Below are 18,680 nucleotides of genomic sequence, written 5' to 3'. Positions count from 1 at the left end.
GGTGGCGTGAAGTTCCAGGCCGTGTCATGTGGTGATGATCCGGGCAGCGGACCATCAACGATTGGCGGCTAGTTGGGCAGGCGGACCGGCATCACCAGGTATCGGTAGTCGTCCTGGTCTTCGCCGTCAGCTTCGGCCTGGGCCGTGATCATGGCCGGCTTGGGAGCTGTCGTGAACGAGAACCGGACAAACTTGGTTTCAATGACGCTCAAGCCTTCAACCAGGTAATGCGGGTTGAAGGCAACGGTGATGTCATCGCCGGAAAGCTGGGCTTCGAGTTCTTCCGAAGCCTGGGCATCTTCGCCGGTGCCTGCGTCGAGGTTGAGCAGCCCCTGGCTGAAGGCGAGGCGAACAGGAGTGTTGCGCTCAGCCACGAGTGACACACGCCGAACGGCTTCAACCAGTTCCTGGGTTTGGACGGTTGCGTGGATGGGCGTGGAATCCGGGAAAAGTGACCGGATCTTCGGGTAGTCGCCATCCACCAGCAGCGAAGTGGTGGTGCGTCCGCCGCTTTCGAAGCCAATGAGGCGGCTGTCGTCATCGGCAAGGGCAACGTTGATGTCACCACTTCCGCCGAGGGTCTTTGCAACCTCGTTGAGGGTCTTGGATTTGACCAGAGCGCTGGTGGAAATGCCCGGAGTGACGGGCTTCCACGGAACTTCCCGCATGGCCAGGCGGTACCTGTCCGTGGCGAGGAGGGTGATCATGTCATCCTCGATCTCCATGCGGACACCGGTGAGGATGGGCAGGGTGTCGTCCTTGCTGGCAGCAATGATCACCTGGGAAACGGCCTGGGCGAACGAATCGCCCGGCAGCGTGCCGCTGATGGCTGGAAGGGCAGGCAAAGCCGGGTACTCGGATTCGGGCATAGTTGCCAGATGGAAGCTGCTTCGGCGGCACGTGAGGGTGACTTTGCTTCCATCGGTTTCAACTTCCACGGGAGCGGAAGGCAAGCTTCGGCAGATATCGGCCAGGAGTCGCCCGGAGACCAGGATGGTGCCCTCGGTGGTGATGTCTGCGGGGATTTCCAGACGTGCCGAGGTCTCGTAGTCAAAGCTCGAAAGGCTAACGGTTCCAGCCTCGGCTTTGAGGAGGAGGCCGGAAAGCACAGGTACGGGCGGCCGCGGAGACAACGACCGCGCGGTCCACGTGACGGCTTCTGCCAGGACGTCGCGGTCGACTCTGAACTTCACGGAGGGGTGCCGCCTTTCATTGCTGCTGCCAGGTAGTAGCTGCGGATTCCTGCCTGGAACCCACCAAAAATCCGCGTTCCGGCACCGGGAGCTGCATGGTCCGCGCTTAACGAACTACAAAACATACCCAGGGATGGGAGCGCTGCTGACAGCTTAGCCGGAACATCTGGGATTAACCCATCCCCGTTTGCCCGGACTCGCCCTATGTGGACAGCCTCGGCTGTCCGTTGGTCCGTTCCCCTGGGGCAGGCGGTGTGTGGGAGAGGGTGATTGTTATTTGAGGGATTTCGATTTTTTGGGATTCGTAGTGTTAATAACTGTTGTGGAAACTGTGGATAAGTGCTTCCTGCCGCGCGGATCCGCGGTTAAGCCCTGTTCACGGAGTGTGCGTTAACTGGGTTTTAAACAGGGTGTGGATGGGGACAACTCGAGAGGCACTTTTTAACGATCCACAGATGGCTTAAGGGTTTTAAGCCCATTAACCGCGCTTGTCCCCTTAACAATCCACAGGGTTATCCACATGCACCTGTTAATAAGGTATGTAGTGCGCGGTGCGATGTGGATTCAGGAGTCCCGCTGCTGTTGCTTGATGCGGTTGGTGAGTTCGGTGACCTGGTTGTAAATCACACGACGCTCAGCCATCAGCTCCCGGATCTTCCGGTCGGCGTGGATGACAGTGGTGTGGTCGCGGCCGCCCAGCTCCTGCCCGATCTTCGGCAGGGACATGTCCGTCAGCTCCCGGCAGAGGTACATCGCGATTTGCCGGGCAGTCACCAGGGTGCGCGTACGCGACTTGCTGCAGAGTTCTTCCATGCTGAGCTTGAAGTAGTCCGCGGTCTGGTCGAGGATCTGCTTTGCCGTGATCTCCTGCGCACCGTCGTCGGTGATCAGGTCCTTGAGGACCATCTCCGCAAGGGCCACGTCCACGGGCTGGCGGTTGAGGCTGGCGAACGCCGTGACCCGGATGAGGGCGCCCTCAAGTTCGCGGATGTTGCTGGAAATCTTCGAGGCGATGTACTCCAAAGCATCGTCCGGGGCGGACAGGCCTTCGCTGAGGCCCTTCTTGCGGAGGATGGCGATGCGGGTTTCAAGTTCGGGCGGCTGGATGTCCGTCAGGAGTCCCCACTCGAATCGCGAAGTCATGCGGTCCTCGAAGCCGGCAAGCATCTTGGGCGGCTGGTCGGACGTGATGACAACCTGCTTGTTGGCGTTGTGCAGGGCGTTGAACGTGTGGAAGAACTCCTCCTGTGTCCGGTCCTTGCCTGCCAGGAACTGGATGTCGTCGATCAGGAGCACGTCCACGTTGCGGTACGTGGTTTTGAAGCTGGTGCCCTCGTCGTCGCGGATGGAGTTGATGAAGTCGTTGGTGAATTCTTCGGAGTTCACGTAGCGGACGCGGATACCGCTGTAGAGGCGCCGGGCGTAATGGCCAATGGCGTGCAGGAGGTGGGTTTTGCCCAGTCCGGAGTCGCCATAGATGAACAACGGGTTGTACGCCTTGGCCGGCGCCTCGGCCACGGCCACTGCCGCAGCGTGGGCGAAGCGGTTGGAGGAACCGATCACGAAGGTATCGAAGATGTACTTCGGGTTCAGCCGGCCAAATTCGTGCGAAGTGCTGGGTGGCGTGGGCTGCGGCTTCGGTTCCATTGCGAGGTCCGGGGCAGCGGAAAGCTCGACGACGGGTTCCGGCTCCGCGTGGACGGGAACCAGTTCGGTGTCCACGTCGATGGCGCAACGGATGTCATCGGAGAAGACGCTGCGAAGGGCATCGTCCAAGGCATCTTTGACCTGCGTTTGCAGGACTTCCCTGGTGAGCTCATTGGGCACGGCAACCAAGAGGGTGGAACCGATGAGGCCCTGTGCCTGGGCGAGGATGACGAAACCGCGCTGACGGGGTGAAACCCGGTCGTCTTGTTCCAGGAGGCTCAGCACCCTGCGCCAGGAACTTCCGACAGTATTGGCGTGGTTGGCTTCGTCTACTGTCATCAATGTGTTCCTAAATACTTGCTTGCCGGCGTTGCTGGCAGCCGAAAAGCCTCCGGCAGGCAGTGGTTCCGGGGATTAATCCACAGACTTATGCACAGCGGGTGGACAATGGGCTACTGAGCCACTCTAGGGGATGATTTCCCCAGAAGATAGCTGGGAAGTTGCTTGTGGATAATTACACCGTTGTTGTTCTTGATCGAGCCCTGTGAGCCAGTTCATCCACAGGCTGTATCCCCTGGTTTGCCACAGTTGTGGACAGTTTCCCGGGTGGCTCCCGGTTTGACTGGGGGTCCCTTTTTGCCCTAACGTTGTGAAGTCCTTTGTGTCCGCTTTTGCGATCAGTTGCACCCCGGTACGTTCACCGTGCTGGAGGCAACGGCGGCAGGCACATACAAAACTTAGCGTCGGCCAGTTCTTCCCCTTTTGATCGGGTGGGCGCACCTTTGATCCACTGGAGTAACTAACGTGAGCAAGCGGACTTTTCAGCCGAATAACCGCCGTCGGGCCAAGAAGCACGGCTTCCGCCTTCGTATGCGTACCCGTGCCGGCCGCGCCATCCTGGCTGCCCGTCGCGGCAAGGGCCGCGTCGAGCTGTCGGCCTAAATAACTGACTTGTCGGTCAGGGTCCTTTCGGGGGTTCGTCGGTGCTAGCCACCCCAAACCGTCTCCGGACGTCTACCGACTTTTCAACAACTGTACGTTCCGGCGTCCGCAATGGACGCCGGAACTTAGTGTTATATACGGCTCCTATCGGGGCCGCGGAGCCGAGTCGAATCGGCTTCATTGTCTCCAAAGCCGTCGGGAACGCCGTGACCAGGAACCTCGTTAAGAGGAGACTGAGAGAAGCAGGCGCGTTGTCTTTGCAACAGCATGGAACGGGCCTGGCGGTGGTAGTCCGAGCATTGCCTGCAGCTGCATCAGCCAGTTGGGATCAATTGCTCGCGGACTACAACGCCGCATTGGCAGTGACGACGAAGCGACTGGGTGGCTCAGCTCCACGCAACACTTCGCCGGGCAGCAACGGCACCACAACGGAAGGGACACCGCGTGCATAACCATAGTGCCGCCGTCGTTCCTTCCTTTGGTGACCCCGCTGACGAGGTTCCTTCCCAAAGCTGGCCCGCCGTGATCGGCAGGTTCGTCTGGGACCTGCCCAGGAACGTGTTGATCCTCCTGTTGAAGGCCTACCGCAAAGTGGTCTCGCCCCTGTACGGCCAGGTTTGCCGATTCTTTCCGTCCTGCTCGGCGTATGCGCTCGAGGCTGTCACGGTGCATGGCGCCGTCAAGGGCACTTGGCTCGCAGCCAGAAGGCTCGCCAAATGCCACCCCTGGAATGCCGGCGGTGTGGACCACGTCCCCGCAGGGCATCGTCATTGGCCTGAAGGCCGGACGCCCACAATTGTTGTACTGAACAACCCGGACCTGTTCCTGGCTGCTCAGGCTGATGAAGAAGGCCGCCCTGCGGCCTGACGAATAGGGATATCGTATGGACTTCTTTGAAACAATCATGTTTCCGTTCAAGTGGTTGGTGTCAATCATCATGGTTGGCTTCCACGAGGGGCTGAGCTTCATTGGGCTCCCTGCCGCCAACGGCTGGACCTGGACGCTGTCCATCATTGGCCTGGTGCTGGTGATCCGTGCTGCCCTCATTCCTGTCTTCGTCAAGCAGATCAAGGCCCAGCGAGGCATGCAGCTGCTGCAGCCTGACCTGAAGAAGCTGCAGACCAAGTACAAGGGCAAGACCGATCAGCTCTCCCGCCAGGCCATGGCGCAGGAGCAGATGGCTCTGTACAAGAAGCACGGCACCAACCCGTTCTCGGCCTGCTTGCCGATGCTGATCCAGATGCCGTTCTTCTTTGCGCTGTTCCAGGTGCTGTCGGGTATCTCGAACGCCAAGAATGCCGGCAACGGTATTGGTGCCATGAGCGCCCAGCAGGTAGTCCAGTTCGATGAGTCAAGCATCTTCGGTGCGCCCTTGTCGGCTTCGCTGCTGCACGGTGGTGCCGGTGGTAACGAGGTAGCTGTCTGGGTGCTCTCGATCATCATGATCCTCGCCATGACTGCCTCGCAGTTCATCACGCAGAAGCAGATCATGGCCAAGAACATGTCCGAGGAAGCCCTCGCCAGCCCGTTCATGCGCCAGCAGAAGATGATGCTCTACATCCTGCCGCTCGTGTTCGGTATTGGTGGCATCAACTTCCCGATCGGTGTCCTCATCTACTGGACCACAACCAACCTCTGGACCATGGGTCAGCAGTTCTTCGTTATCCGCCGTATGCCCACTCCGGGTTCCCCTGCCGCCAAGGCGCTCGAGGAGCGTCGGGCCGCCAAGGGTTTGCCGCCGCTGCTGGGTGGCAAGAAGAATGACGACGCCGAGGCTGCCGCTGCCGCCGCTGCTGCTGAAGTCAGGGCGCAGCGCGTCCAGCCGCAACGTAAGAACAGGAAGAAGAAGTAATGTCTGCTGAGAGCACCGAGGAAGTAACCGCCGCCGTGACTGAAGACCAGGACGACGCCCAGGAAGAGACGCTGTCCAAGACGGCAAGCCGCCTGGAAGAGGAAGGCGACATTGCCGCCGATTACCTCGAAGAGCTCCTTGATATCGCAGACATCGACGGCGACATCGACATCGAGGTCCGCAACGGTCGGACCTACATTTCCATTGCAGCCGAAGAAGAGTCAGCCGCCCTGGAGAGCCTGGTGGGCCGTGACGGCGAAGTCCTGGAAGCACTGCAGGAACTGGCCCGGCTTTCCGTTCTTTCCGCAACGGAGAACCGCTCCCGCCTGGTGCTGGACATCAATGGCTACCGCAAGGACCGTGCCGGTGTTCTCCAGCAGATCGCTGAAGATGCCGTGGCCAAGGTCAAAGCCAACAGCGGGACGGTTGCCCTGGAACCCATGAGCGCCTACGAACGCAAGATTGTTCACGATGCCGTGGCCGATCTTGGTTTTGTCTCTGAATCCGAGGGTGAAGGCGCAGGCCGGCACATCGTGGTTTCGGCTGACTAGCGGCTCATGGTTGAGATTTCCGCTACTGAACTGCAGGCAGCTGAGAAAATTTTTGGGGCACGCTTGGACCTTGCCAAGCGCTACGTTGAGCACCTGGCAACGTCCGGTATTGAACGCGGACTTATTGGTCCCCGCGAGGTTCCCCGCTTGTGGGGCCGGCATGTCCTGAACTGTGCCGTCATCGAATCCGCCATTGCCAAGGACAAGCATGTGGCCGACGTTGGATCCGGAGCCGGATTGCCGGGCCTGTGCCTGGCGATTGCCCGTCCCGACCTGGAACTGACACTTATCGAGCCGCTGGAGCGCCGCGTGATCTGGCTTCAGGAAGTGGTGGACGACCTTGGGCTGGACAACGTGACCGTCATGCGGACGCGTGCAGAACTGGCCGTAGGCCTCGTGGATGCCGACGTTGTGACCGCCCGCGCGGTCTCCGCGCTGACCAACTTGGCCGGACTGACCATTCCGCTGCTTAACGGCAAGGGTGAGGTAGTTGCCATCAAGGGTCGGAGCGCAGCGGAGGAAATCGAGAAAGCAAAGAAGGTCATCCGTAAGCTCGGCGGCGTCGAAACGTCCGTTGTGGTTTGCGGACAGGAGCTTTTGGAGGAACCCACCACCGTGGTGAGGATCATCGTCAACAAGCCCGGAAAGACGGCTTAGGCAGGGCTTGGTTTCCCGCGTGTCGGCGGCGGAGCGGTTAGGCTAGAGAACGGCAGCAAGCGCCGAATGAGAGTGAGAGTGTGACCAGTGGGCAGTAGCGAAACCTCCACGCAGCGGATCCCCCCATTTATGTCTTTGGGGTCTGCGCGGTCCATGGCCACACCCTCAGCATCTCTGCAGTCCGCGATTGTGCGTACCGAATCGGTTGAAAATGCCGTTTCACGTGAAACCCTCACCGACGATGGGCCTAACCTCATGGACTCCATGGACGATTCAAGCCCCATTGCCCGCGAACTCGCGCACGAGACCCGGCGTCGCGAGCGGCTGATCGGCCGCCAGCTCCCGAAGCCTGAGAAGACACGAATCTTCACAGTGTCCAACCAGAAGGGTGGCGTCGGTAAGACCACCACCACGGTCAACATCGCGGCCGCGCTGGCATCCGCGGGGCTCAATGTTCTCGTCATAGACATTGATCCGCAGGGCAACGCCTCCACCGCGCTCGGCATCGAGCATCACGCAGACGTAGACAGCATCTACGACGTCCTCATTAACGACCTTCCTTTGAACGACGTTGTTGCGCCGTGCCCGGATATCCCCAACCTTTTCTGCGCGCCGGCAACCATTCACCTGGCCGGCGCCGAGATTGAGCTCGTTTCCCTCGTTGCCCGCGAGCAGCGGCTACGACGAGCGATCGACGTCTACGCCAAGGAGCGTGAGAAGGCGGGTGAGGGCCGGCTCGACTACATCTTCATCGATTGCCCGCCGAGCCTCGGCCTCCTGACAGTCAATGCTTTCTGCGCTGCCAGTGAGGTGCTGATCCCCATCCAGTGCGAGTACTACGCGCTGGAGGGGCTCAGCCAACTCCTTAAGAACATCGAGATGATCCAGAAGCACCTCAATGCGGATCTGGAGGTTTCGACCATTCTCCTGACGATGTACGACGGCCGGACGAACCTGGCGGCCCAGGTGGCTTCGGAAGTTCGTCAACACTTCCCCCAGCAAGTTCTCAGTGCCGTGGTGCCGCGTTCGGTGCGTATCTCCGAAGCGCCCAGCTACCAGCAAACGGTCATGACGTATGATCCCTCATCGAGCGGCGCGTTGTCCTACATGGAAGCCGCCGCTGAAATCGCTGAACGCTAGAATTCTTGAAACACTGCAACAGCCTGAGTCGCTCCGCGCTCGGCTATCCATCGGAGGGATGAATCAATGAGCGAAAAGCGAAGAGGCCTTGGCAGGGGTCTTGGGGCTCTCATCCCCAGCTCCGCCGCCGTAGGGTCCGCAGGGAATGGCGCGTCGCCTTCGCGTCCGGTGGACTTGTTCTTCCCCGACGCACGCAAAGCGACCGAACCGGTTACTGAGGCACCCACCGCGGATGCTGCCGTTGTAGAGTCACCTTCCGAGTCCAAGGGCTCTGGTTCCAAGACCGCGAGTGGTGCACGTTCCACTTCCACGGAAAAGGCTCCTGCAAAGACCGCGGCGAAGACGCCGGCAGCCAAGGCTCCGGCTGCCAAGCGTTCCGCTGCCACCTCTGTGAAGGCCCCTTCTGAAGACCGTACGACGTCGGCCTCCTCACCTGCTGCGGCTGCACCTGTACCTGCAGCATCGGATGTTGAGCTGGTGGAGGTACCCGGCGCCAGGTTTGCCGAAATTCCCGTCACGGACATCCACCCCAACCGCAAGCAACCGCGTAGTGTCTTCGATGAAGACGATATGGCGGAGCTGGTGCACTCGGTCAGGGAAATCGGCGTTCTCCAGCCAATTGTTGTACGTACTTCAACTGAAAAGGGTGGAGAACCGTACGAGCTTGTTATGGGCGAGCGTCGCTGGAGGGCTGTACAGGCCGCTGGCCTCGACACCATCCCCGCGATCGTCCGCGACACCACGGATGACGACCTCCTCAGGGATGCACTGCTTGAGAACCTTCACCGCAGCCAACTGAACCCGTTGGAAGAGGCAGCCGCCTACCAGCAGCTCCTTGAGGACTTTGGCACCACGCATGAGCAGCTCGCCGATCGTATTGGGCGTTCCCGACCGCAGGTGTCCAACACGCTCCGGCTGCTGAAGCTCCCACCGCTGGTCCAGCGCCGTGTAGCCGCCAACGTTCTTTCGGCGGGACACGCTCGCGCTTTGCTGTCACTGCCCGACGCTGCCGCCATGGAGCGCCTGGCACAGAAGATCGTGGCTGAAGGCATGTCTGTACGGGCCACCGAGGAAGCTGTGGCCCTGTACCAGGATCCCACGACGCCGCCTAAGAACAGCATCCCCAAGCCCAATGCTCGCCACGAGCGCTTGGACTACTTGGCCTCTTCGCTGTCCGATCGTCTGGACACCAATGTGAAGATCACCCTGGGTGCCCGCAAGGGACGCGTCAGCATTGAGTTTGCCAGCGTCGAGGACCTCAACCGTATTATGGATGTCCTTAGTCCCGGTGCAGAGGGCTAGTTCTCCTTCATCAATTCAATGGGGTTCACTTCCAACGGAGTGGGCCCCATTATTGTTGGGAGACGTGTGTGCAGGCCGTCCTGCAGCGTCCACAAAATGTGCCCTCCCCGGACATGGGTAGGCCAGTGTTGCTGCGGTCATTCGTCGCTGCGTTTGTCTGGCTATTAGAAGGATGCCTGGGCGCCCGAACCGATAGGGCCACTCTGGCATTTCGTGTTCGCCGAGCGACCGCTGGGCAGGCCCTCCCCGCGTCTCCGAAGTCCCGCGATACGCAACCGGGTATCTACGGGTTCAGCTCCCTGTACCCCGCTCAGCAGGCATTCGGCCGCCCCGGACCTGATACGCGGCAGCAAAGGGTATTTGTGGGTTCGTTCCCGCAGATTCGTGCCTATCACCGCTGAGCAGGCAGAATGCCCCTCCTGAGCCAGCTATGCGGGCGAAAGAGTCTGTCCAGATAGTGCTGGCCTGCTCTGGATCCGTTCGATTTGTGCAACTTACGAGCTGTTGTGGGGCAGGCCTACCGTCTTACCAACACGTAACTGGCCGTAAACAGACCGGTGGGTTTGCACCGCCGACTCAGTGGTCCAAGGGCGGGTTGCTTTAGCAGCTTTGGTCTAGGGTGAGAAGCTCCCGCGGTTCCTGTATCGCCGAGGGCGGATGTTTCACGTGAAACAGAACTTCCTAGGTCAGATCGCCGGACATACGGCGATGCTCGCCTCTGAGGGCTGTCTATGCTTCATTTCTGCTCGTCTGCGCATGGAGTCGTGACGTTCTGATGGGGTTGTGGTCTCCTTTCGAGCCTGCTGAGCCAGTTGAGGAACTCACCGATGAATCTGGCTCTAACCGCGACCTAGAACGAGATTTCAGAAGCGGAAGCATTGGCATGAGCGTCGTGTATGACCGTTGTTCCTTGGTTTCACGTGAAACAGTGCATGTTGACGTTCAGCAACTCGACGAAGTGCAGTGTTGCATGGGACGCAAAGGATCCCTCTGACCTGCAGGGGCCGAACCCAGGATGGGGGGTTAACGGACAGTTCTCGCCATTCTGAGTGAATAGGTGCGAAATGAATAGGCCCAACGATCCTCTGATTCGTTCGGAGGTTGCGGCGAACGGTGTGAATCTCGACTTTCTGTGGCTCTGGAAGCGGAGAAGGAGGTAGCTGGACTGGCGCGCGCGGCTTCGGATCTGGTGTTTCACGTGAAACATTGTGTTTCGTTGCCGGAACAGATGGGTCGTACCACAGTGCGATCAGGCGGTGTCAAAGTCCATGGAAGGGTGGAAATCCCCTAGGCCGTGGGTCTTCGGGATGTCCGTGCGACCGAACTTCGGTTGAAGGTAAGGGGCGACAGTGCGCTGGCGTGGACACTCGCCGCTCGGCTGCGGCACTGTTTCACGTGAAACACCGCTTGCTCAACTGGGTTTGAGTAGAAGAGGAACGTCTCCCCAAACCTCAGCAATCAAACCAAACTCGTCCCATTCTGGTTGGTGATGCGGCATTGGTGATCACTCAGAGGGGTGGCAACGGGACTCTTGTCCCAGACTCTATGCGGTACGGTGCCCCATGAGCCTTGATATCAGCGGCGCGGTGCGGACTACGGATGTGGAGCTGACTGGCTGGCTGAGCCTTGGGAATGAGGACTCCCAATGGTGTCTGTCGGCCGAGTAACATCTTTGCTGGTAGCTGGTAGCTGGTAGCTGGTAGCTGGTAGCTGGTAGCTGGTAGCTGGTAGCTGGTAGCTGGTAGAGCTGGTAGCTGGTAGAGCTGGTAGCTGGTGCCTGGTCCTAACCTGGATGCTGAGTACTCGTCTGCCGCGCGTCTTGTTCCCTAATGCATTGACGTTGCATGACGATTCGAAGGCCCTACGACTGCACTGTTGGTATCGACTACAGTCTTCGTGCGCTGGCGACCCCTGAGTGACTGAGTACGGGATGTCATCTGTCTGGCATGGCTGACGAAGCTATTTAGACGAAGCAGTCTCAGCCGGGAGAGTCGGCTGACGCGCACCAGAGATGATGCACACTCCCCTGCGACCCGCTACCCCCCGGGTCTCGATGGCGCCGGCTTTGGTCGACGGCAAAGCGGAGCATGTGCCGTCGTGGTTCTCCATCCTAGACTGAGGCAACTTAGGGTACTTATCACTGGGAACACCAAGTCCAGCTGTGATGGCGACTAATCAGCGGGCACAGTGTATGTCTTCTCCTGCGGCCAGTAGGTGCACTCTTGCACGCCAACGCACCAGAAGAGTCAAGGAGCGACAGGGAGAGAACTCGCGTCTGGTCAGATGCGCCTCACATCCTTCTGGCAGATGCCACGTGGTTCGTCGGAGATGCTCTTCCGCGAAGTCCTGCGCGCAGCGTAAGGCGGTCTGAACCACCCATCCATTGCGGAGCGTAAGCCGGTCTGAACCACCCATCCACCATCCATGCGTCCGTCAGTACTCGACTGTTCTTCGATGCACGACATTCCACTGACCCCGTTCTCCTTGTCACATGGCGGGCCGCCCTCTCCTCCTCTCTGTGGCCAGCCTTGCTGTAGAAGTCGGGTGCCGTCTCGCTGACTTGATTGTGGGTACGAAGTGCCGAGTGCCAAGCCTCGGCAGGGCGCCGTGGATCCATGAGCAGCGAGTGTTCTTGTCCACTGTGTGCTTGGGGCCGTCGGTGAACTCTGGAGACCGCAAGTCATGAGCCTTGGTCGATCATGGGCTTCCTCCGAGCCTCCATGTGCCTCGCTGGCCTGGTGAAACTAAGCATGGAATAGCAGCCTTACGTGCCGGGCTACAGGGGGTTAGGTGTGGACGACAAGTAAATAGCTGAGCCGCCAGGACACGATCACTGTCGCTGCATATCGTGGGTGCAGTTGGGCCGGAAGCTTGCATCCCCGCAGCTACGCTGGGAGATGGGTCACAAGAGATCTGATGTTGTACGTATCAAAGCTCATCCGCTCGAGACAGCCAATTGAACTACCACGCTCTTCGAGTCGCTTGACCTGCTGCGAGATTGCCCAGTTCAAGGCCTGCGATCCGGAGGGCACCTTTGTGCGGACTAGCAGACGCAGATTCTGCATCTCGTGTTTCACGTGAAACAAGGACTCGACGGCCGGCACGAGCAAGTCTCCGACGACGAGTTCCCGCATGTGACCCCAGATGTGGACAGTAGAAAGTCCGGTGGATATCCCTGTGGATAACTTTGGGGATAACGCTGGTCGTACTGAGTGTGTCGGCCACTCCTGAGTGACCGCACTTAAGCACCTCCTGTGCACGCCAGGGATTCGAACGAAAGAAACCAGGCATGGGCGCCAGCAGATCTACGCGGTGCAGTGAGATTATTGTCATATCTCCCGCAAATTCGTTGATTTGATGCCAATTCCGGTGAGTACACCGCCGTGGGACCGGAGCATGTCAGGCGTATGGACAACTTAGCGGGACTACTAAGCTTTCGAGCTCACGCTCCTCTGTCGGAAGATCGTCCGACGTGGGTGTGGAGGGCAGTGGAAAAGCCTGTGGATAACTTTGTGAATAAGTCTTGCGCTGTGTATTGTTTTCGCTCGTCGTCGCTCCGCCCTATCTGACCAATTGGCGGGCGGCCACTCATAGTCAATCCCGGATATCTATCGGACATGGACCAGTTGCGGCCAGGGCCTTGACCTCTAGCCTGGTCGCGCATCCAGCCACCCAAGGCTAATCCCAGGCTGTAACTGGGGTGCTGGATGGAATCGCGAAGGGCCTATGGGATGGCTTTCGGGCTGTAGCTAACGAACAGCGTCCGTGGCTGTCACGGAGGGTCGTTTCATCGGATGTCTCTTGCCGAATGAGCGGTCGCATGGAGGAAGCCCGATTGCCCGACGAGGCGCTTCCAGTGCATTGGCGCGACGGCCGCGGCGACCCCCCCGATTCCAACGCAAGACGTAGGTGGCTGAGTCTGACTGTCGAGTGCCGGCCTCCAGTGGACTATCGGCCGCCTTCTACCTCCGAGCCGGGAGTGACAGCACCCAAGTGCTCATGATCATCGTTGCTGTTTCACGTGAAACATTAATCCCTCCATCGTCCAGCGGGTGCGCGATCCGTTGCCTGCCGATGCTTGGTTTGCTCGTCAGGATGCCCGACATTCGAAATCCTCGATTGAGACAGAGCCGTGCAGATGGGAAGCCGACAACAAGCCCACGGCCAAAGAAGCGCGTGCAGTTTATGTTTCACGTGAAACGAGCCCTACCTTGACTGCGAACTCCCCCGAAGAGCTGCCGGGCTATTCAGGCGGAAAGGCTGCACTCTGCGGTGTCGAAGCGGAGCACCCCACTCTGGGCCAGTTCGCAGCAAGGACCAGCCATGAGCTGCACGGGCATGGAGAATACGGGAGCGGAGCGGTTAACGGACTGCAGCGTGATTATTAGGCACGGTAGGAGCGTGCGCGTGCCGCAGGGTAGCAGTGGGCGTAGCGGTGGTTGGGGTCGCAGATGTATAGGCTCCCGTGGATACGGTCGGGCGTAGATTGGGCCTGCCAATTGACCTGCAATCATCATCAATCGACTGGATTCCGCATGGAAACCCCTGATCAGCAGACGTAGTTTGCCTGGCATTGGATAACGCGAAGGGCCAACGAGTACGACTGATGGTGTGTGTCGACGGCCGCGGAACGCCCCTTCCGGCCCCGTCTAGGCGGGGTCCGCTCTAGCTTGGCTAGAGAGCCAAGGACTTGGTCTACGTACCTATGTGCGTCTTCCTGTTGCAACGTTGCCTATTCACCGTGGCATTACGGGTTATATCGGCGGCTAATTGGACTGATCAGTTCTGAGTGTTGCCGTAGCCTAGGCTAGAAGCCGTGTGTGTTTGCGCGTGATGTCGTCTAGGCTCCATGGTGTCATTTGACGGGCTTTCCAGACATTTCGGGGTTGCGATGTCGCCTGCCAGAATGTGCCGGGTGTTCGATTTGCAGTTCGCCAGCGAGTAGCGTGAAGAGCCTGCGGAGCCGCGAACTTTCCCTTTAAGTGGGACAGTGCGCCCCAGGCCGCGAGGGCGGCCCTTGGCGGCCGGACGCGCGTCCAGGGCCGCGAGGTGGGTTGTTGATCGCCGGATACGACGCCAGGGCCACGAGGTGGGTTGTTGATGGCCGGACGCGCGTTCAGGGCCGCGAGGTAGGCCATTAGTACTCCGGCGCCACGTGCGCTGTAACGGCGGGAGGATCGCTTTGTGGTCCGAGGTGTCCATAGTGCAGCGGAATCGGCTCTCCCCCAGCTGCGCTCCTAGGGCCACGAGATTGGGTGGTAGGCAGCGGTGGTCTGGCTATAGCTGGCGGGTCGACCGGGCTCCTTTCTGTCACGGATCGATGGGTTCGGGTGGCGCGAGTGCTCCCCCGGGGCTTGCCATTCGGGAGGTACTCGGCAGTGTGGATGATCCTTGTTTCACGTGAAACGTTGATCTCCCAGTAGCTCGGAGTCAGCGGTGCCCTGAGCAAGTACGTGAATAAGTTGCAGTAAGGAGCGGAAGATCTAGTGGCTGGGAGCAGACCAGACGCCAAAGCGGAGTAAGTGAACTGAGTAGGTGGAGCGTAAGCTGGATCGGTTCAGCGTCCTTACATCGCGACTGCAATTGGGTGGTTCAAGCACAGCAGAAAGGTGGCGAACGCACGCTCCCCCTTGTTCTGGAGCCCATGCTATTCGAGCGTGGTCACAGCGGAAAGTTCACGGTCGCGCCAGGATGTCCGGGCCTATGCGCGACAAGGCTTCACGCCTTGCTGTGATGGTCGGCTGAAACTATGGCCCACCCTCACACAGCAGGAGTTCGCCGTTGTGGGTGTTTCACGTGAAACGTCCAGCACGTCAGGGGGTTGGTTCAGCTAGCCTCCATCCCAGACGGCCCAGCTCTCGAAGAGTTGGGTTCAGTCCGCGGCCCGCTTCTCTCCTGAGGCCTGTTTCCAAAGGGCAGATGATTCAGGAGGTCACCCCACGCCGCGGGGCGTTATCCTACGTGCCGCCGCAGGGAGTGTACCTCAGAGCCGCCTCTGGGAGGCTACTCCAGCCTCTGGGAGCCTACTCCGGGTAAGCCAGGCCGAGTCTCCCCAACTGGCGCAATGCAGGGTCCTCTGGTCAAGATTCCTCCAAAACGAAACCGTTGGAGATCTATTTCCAAAAAAAAGCCGGCGGTTCCTTGTCCCAAAGGGACATTGTCCCCAGGGGGCAGGAGCCGCCGGCTTCCGTCGATGGATCAGGAACTAGGACAGGACGTCCGAGAATTCCTTTTCAAAGAACTGCTTGGGCTTGGCGCCGATGACGGTGCTCTTCACTTCTCCCCCGCTGAAGAGGTACACAGCCGGGATGGAAGTGATGCCGTACTGGGCTGCGATGGCGGGGTTGTCATCGACGTTCAGCTTAACGACGTCCACCTTTTCGCTGTACTCGACCGAGATTTCGTCGAGGATGGGACCGAGCTTGCGGCAAGGACCGCACCACTCTGCCCAGAAGTCCACGATGACCGGCTTCTCGGAAGCCAGGACATCCGTGCTGAAGCTTGCGTCAGTTACGTCTTTGGCGTTGCTCATAACTTTTCCCTTCGTATGGTTGCTGGATGCAGCTTAGGAGTGCAGGTCTGCCAGGTAGTGCTCTACGTCAAGGGCCGCCACACAACCGGAGCCCGAGGCCGTGATGGCCTGGCGGTACGTGGGGTCGATGACGTCGCCAGCGGCGAACACGCCCTTGATGTTGGTACGCGAGCTGCGGCCCTCGACGGCGATGGTTCCTTCGACGGTGAGGTCCACCTTGCCCTTGACCAGATCGGTCCGGGGATCGTTGCCAATGGCCACGAAGACGCCGGTCACGTCGATTTCGGACGCAGTGCCGTCCACGAGGTTCTTGAGCTTCAAGCCCGTGACCTTGTCGCCACCCAAAACGTCCTCAACGGCCGTGTTCCAGACAAAGTTGATCTTCTCGTGGGCCTGGGCACGGTCACCCATGATCTTGGAAGCCTTCAGGGTGTCGCGGCGGTGCACCACGGTAACGGACTTGGCGAACTTGGTGAGGAACAGCGCCTCTTCCATGGCAGAGTCGCCACCGCCGATCACGGCAATGTCCTGGTCCTTGAAGAAGAAACCATCACAGGTTGCACACCAGCTGACGCCGTGGCCTGAGAGGCGCTTCTCGTTCTCCAACCCAAGCTCGCGGTAGGCGGAACCGGTGGAAAGGATAATGGCCTTGGCCTGGAACTTCTCCCCCGTGCCGATGGTGACCGTCTTGATGTCGCCGTCGAGCTCCAGTTCGGTGACATCCTCGAAGAGGATTTCGGTGCCGAAACGGGCAGCCTGCTTCTCGAAGTTCTCCATGAGGTCAGGTCCCATGATGCCTTCGGGGAACCCGGGGTAGTTTTCTACGTCCGTGGTGTTCATGAGTTCGCCACCAGCGGTGACGGAACCAGCAATGAGCAGCGGCTTCATGTTGGCGCGAGCGGTGTAAACGGCGGCAGTGTAGCCGGCCGGGCCGGAGCCGACGATGATGACGTCACGCACCTGCGATGCGCTGTTTTCTGCAATGCTCACGTGGCGTGAACCTCTTCCTTGATCGATGCTGCGGCTTTCGGGGCAGCCACCTGACTCAACCCCCGTACGGCTCCAAATATTCCGTTGGAGTTTGGGGACAGGGAAGCACCCTGAAATCCACCACTATTCAGGGTACCGGGTGCAGGCGTGCCGAATCGAAGCGGTGACGCCAAGGTAAGTAGCAGTAAGGGCCGTTCTGACGAGTCAAAACGGCCCCTACTGCTACTTAGTTGGGTGGACTACTGGATGGTGACCTCGGCCAGGCGGAGTCCGTAACCGAACCGGGTCTTCGGCGCTGCCAGCTTGGGCAGGGACTTGATCACCACAATGACGTACTGGGTCTGCGCAGGAGCGGCCAGCGGCATGGTCAGCTCCGGCGAGGTGAAGCTGTTGGTGCCCACCAGCTTGGCTCCGTCCATGGCAGGACGATCGTTCGTGTAGACGCTGATGCTGCCGCCGGAACCACCAAGCTGGTTCAAGACCACGGACTTAACCTCTGCAGGTTCCTTGAGCTTGACCACCAGAGGCATCTCACCCGAGAGTCCGCCCCAGTCGGGAGTTGCGAACTCCATGTCCGACCAATAGCTGGCTGCGTTGCCGTCGAATGCCTTTACAAGGTCCTTGTCGAACGACGCGGCGAATTCGAAGTTACCCAACCGGGTGATTTCCTGGATGGCCGGCGGAGCAGCCGGGGGCGCAGTTTCGGACGGGGTGGGTTCGGCGGATTCCGAGCCGGACGCCTGCGGTGCAGTGGTGTTCTGGGTAGCTGCCGGCTTGGAACTGGGCAACAGGCTGCCGAGGTTGGTGACAGCGAGGACCAAGCCCACAACCAGTACCGCGGCGAGCAATCCGCCAACCAACCAGCGCAGGGAACGAGGTTCGCGCTGGGGCGCCTCGTCCTCGTAAACCTCGTCGTCGTCATAGTCATCGACTGCGGCCGCCGATGCCGGGAAGCTGCTGGCCGCACGGTCGTAACCAGAACCGGAACCACCGGAAGCTGCTTCTCCGCTAAAGCCGTAGTCCTCCTGGGACCAAAGCGAAACCTTGGGTTCCGTGGATGGCTGTGGCGAAGGAGTCGGAGCCGCCGGTTGGGCGGATACCGCCTGCGTGGGCGGCTGTGGCGAAGAAGCCGGAGCGGCCGGCGGGGCGGATACCGCCTGGGTGGGCGGTTGTGCCGGTGCGCTCGGAAGGTCCGACCCTGAGGAGCCAGCGGCAGCACCGGCGTCGTTCGTCTTGGAACCGGCGTTTTTCAGTGCTGCTGCGGCAGCGGCACCAGCCGCACCGGCGCCTGCAGCTGCGGCAGCGATCTTGGCGCCGAACCCCTTGCCCGCGGCGGGTGTCGCTTCGGGCTTGGGGGGCACGTTGCCCGCGGGCGTAGCAGGGGCCTCGGCTGCAGTCTCGTTATGGATGGGGTAGCCGTCGTTGTCGTACTGGATGTACTCGGCCTCGTGCTCGTCGTCCTCGTACAGGCCGTCGTACGTTTCGGGCTCGTAGGTACGTGACTGGCCGAAGATCTCGGTGCCGAGGGCCTCCGTGAAGAACGGCTCCACATACGGCGGGTTGGTGGCGACCACCAGGTCCAGCAGGTCCGGCGCGGTGCTGTGATTGGTAATCAGGTACGTGGTATTGTCGCTGACTCCGAGATCCAGGATCTGGACGTGGCCCGGGCGCTCCCCCGTGGCGACTTCGCGGGCGCTCTGGGCTACCTGCTCGGCATTACCGGGCCCGGCAACGAGGATGCTCACGGGACGGTTGAGGACTTGGTCCACGCCGTCGAGCACCAGATCTTGGTCATGCGAGGTCAATACGGTGGCCGTGACCTTGTAGCGGCCGCCAAGTACTGATCCGACGTCGATCGGGTGGGACACGTGTTC

At 60.1% G+C, this 18,680-nt stretch carries 13 protein-coding genes; 8 read left to right on the top strand and 5 right to left on the bottom strand.

What is annotated here, in order from left to right; translation table 11 throughout:
• Nucleotides 1-68 precede the first annotated feature (68 nt).
• Together dnaN and dnaA are read right to left on the bottom strand one after the other, a co-directional pair.
• Nucleotides 69-1,193 carry a DNA polymerase III subunit beta gene (gene dnaN / locus ACH488_RS11200; protein WP_387437524.1) on the bottom strand — a complete coding sequence of 375 codons (1,125 nt, stop codon included), beginning with the start codon at nucleotides 1,191-1,193 and terminating at the stop codon, nucleotides 69-71.
• A gap of 564 nt (nucleotides 1,194-1,757) precedes the next feature.
• The gene (gene dnaA, locus ACH488_RS11195) at nucleotides 1,758-3,179 is read right to left on the bottom strand and encodes a chromosomal replication initiator protein DnaA (protein WP_397324222.1); all 1,422 of its coding nucleotides are present in this window, start codon (nucleotides 3,177-3,179) and stop codon (nucleotides 1,758-1,760) included.
• A gap of 465 nt (nucleotides 3,180-3,644) precedes the next feature.
• Here dnaA and rpmH point away from each other — a divergent pair, with 465 nt between their 5' ends.
• The 8 genes from rpmH to ACH488_RS11155 all read left to right on the top strand — a co-directional run bounded on the left by rpmH (nucleotide 3,645) and on the right by ACH488_RS11155 (nucleotide 9,284).
• The gene (gene rpmH / locus ACH488_RS11190) at nucleotides 3,645-3,782 is read left to right on the top strand and encodes a 50S ribosomal protein L34 (protein ID WP_011776797.1); all 138 of its coding nucleotides are present in this window, start codon (nucleotides 3,645-3,647) and stop codon (nucleotides 3,780-3,782) included.
• 41 nt (nucleotides 3,783-3,823) lie between these two features.
• Entirely contained in the window at nucleotides 3,824-4,234 is a 411-nt protein-coding gene (rnpA, locus tag ACH488_RS11185; RefSeq protein WP_397324221.1) for a ribonuclease P protein component, read from the top strand.
• A 70-nt stretch (nucleotides 4,235-4,304) separates the two neighbouring features.
• The gene (yidD, locus tag ACH488_RS11180) at nucleotides 4,305-4,649 is read left to right on the top strand and encodes a membrane protein insertion efficiency factor YidD (RefSeq protein WP_397324265.1); all 345 of its coding nucleotides are present in this window, start codon (nucleotides 4,305-4,307) and stop codon (nucleotides 4,647-4,649) included.
• A 16-nt stretch (nucleotides 4,650-4,665) separates the two neighbouring features.
• Nucleotides 4,666-5,634 (top strand): membrane protein insertase YidC, encoded by a 969-nt coding sequence (gene yidC, locus ACH488_RS11175; RefSeq protein ID WP_397324220.1) that lies wholly within the window; start codon nucleotides 4,666-4,668, stop codon nucleotides 5,632-5,634.
• Nucleotides 5,634-6,185 carry a protein jag gene (locus tag ACH488_RS11170; protein WP_397324219.1) on the top strand — a complete coding sequence of 184 codons (552 nt, stop codon included), beginning with the start codon at nucleotides 5,634-5,636 and terminating at the stop codon, nucleotides 6,183-6,185. Before yidC ends, ACH488_RS11170 begins: the two co-directional genes overlap by 1 nt.
• A gap of 6 nt (nucleotides 6,186-6,191) precedes the next feature.
• Entirely contained in the window at nucleotides 6,192-6,842 is a 651-nt protein-coding gene (gene rsmG, locus ACH488_RS11165; RefSeq protein WP_397324218.1) for a 16S rRNA (guanine(527)-N(7))-methyltransferase RsmG, read from the top strand.
• Nucleotides 6,843-6,929: 87 nt separating this feature from the next.
• Nucleotides 6,930-7,982, top strand: coding sequence for an AAA family ATPase (locus ACH488_RS11160; RefSeq protein WP_397324217.1), 1,053 nt, complete (start codon nucleotides 6,930-6,932; stop codon nucleotides 7,980-7,982).
• 66 nt (nucleotides 7,983-8,048) lie between these two features.
• The gene (locus tag ACH488_RS11155; protein WP_397324216.1) at nucleotides 8,049-9,284 is read left to right on the top strand and encodes a ParB/RepB/Spo0J family partition protein; all 1,236 of its coding nucleotides are present in this window, start codon (nucleotides 8,049-8,051) and stop codon (nucleotides 9,282-9,284) included.
• Between the two features lie 6,205 nt (nucleotides 9,285-15,489).
• On the opposite strand, the gene trxA is transcribed toward ACH488_RS11155, so the two are convergent.
• From trxA to ACH488_RS11140, 3 genes are all read right to left on the bottom strand, one after another.
• Complete coding sequence (trxA, locus tag ACH488_RS11150) at nucleotides 15,490-15,816, bottom strand: thioredoxin (protein ID WP_387437532.1); 327 nt, start codon at nucleotides 15,814-15,816, stop codon at nucleotides 15,490-15,492.
• A 33-nt stretch (nucleotides 15,817-15,849) separates the two neighbouring features.
• The gene (gene trxB / locus ACH488_RS11145; protein ID WP_397324215.1) at nucleotides 15,850-16,806 is read right to left on the bottom strand and encodes a thioredoxin-disulfide reductase; all 957 of its coding nucleotides are present in this window, start codon (nucleotides 16,804-16,806) and stop codon (nucleotides 15,850-15,852) included.
• Between the two features lie 239 nt (nucleotides 16,807-17,045).
• Nucleotides 17,046-18,674, bottom strand: a complete 1,629-nt coding sequence (locus ACH488_RS11140; RefSeq protein ID WP_397324214.1) for an ABC transporter substrate-binding protein — start codon at nucleotides 18,672-18,674, stop codon at nucleotides 17,046-17,048.
• Nucleotides 18,675-18,680 lie beyond the last annotated feature (6 nt).

The sequence above is a fragment of the Paenarthrobacter sp. NPDC018779 genome (genome assembly GCF_044391085.1).
Lineage (GTDB): Bacteria > Actinomycetota > Actinomycetes > Actinomycetales > Micrococcaceae > Arthrobacter.
The sequence above is the reverse complement of the archived record's forward strand: the minus strand, read 5'-3'. Positions and strand labels throughout refer to the sequence as shown.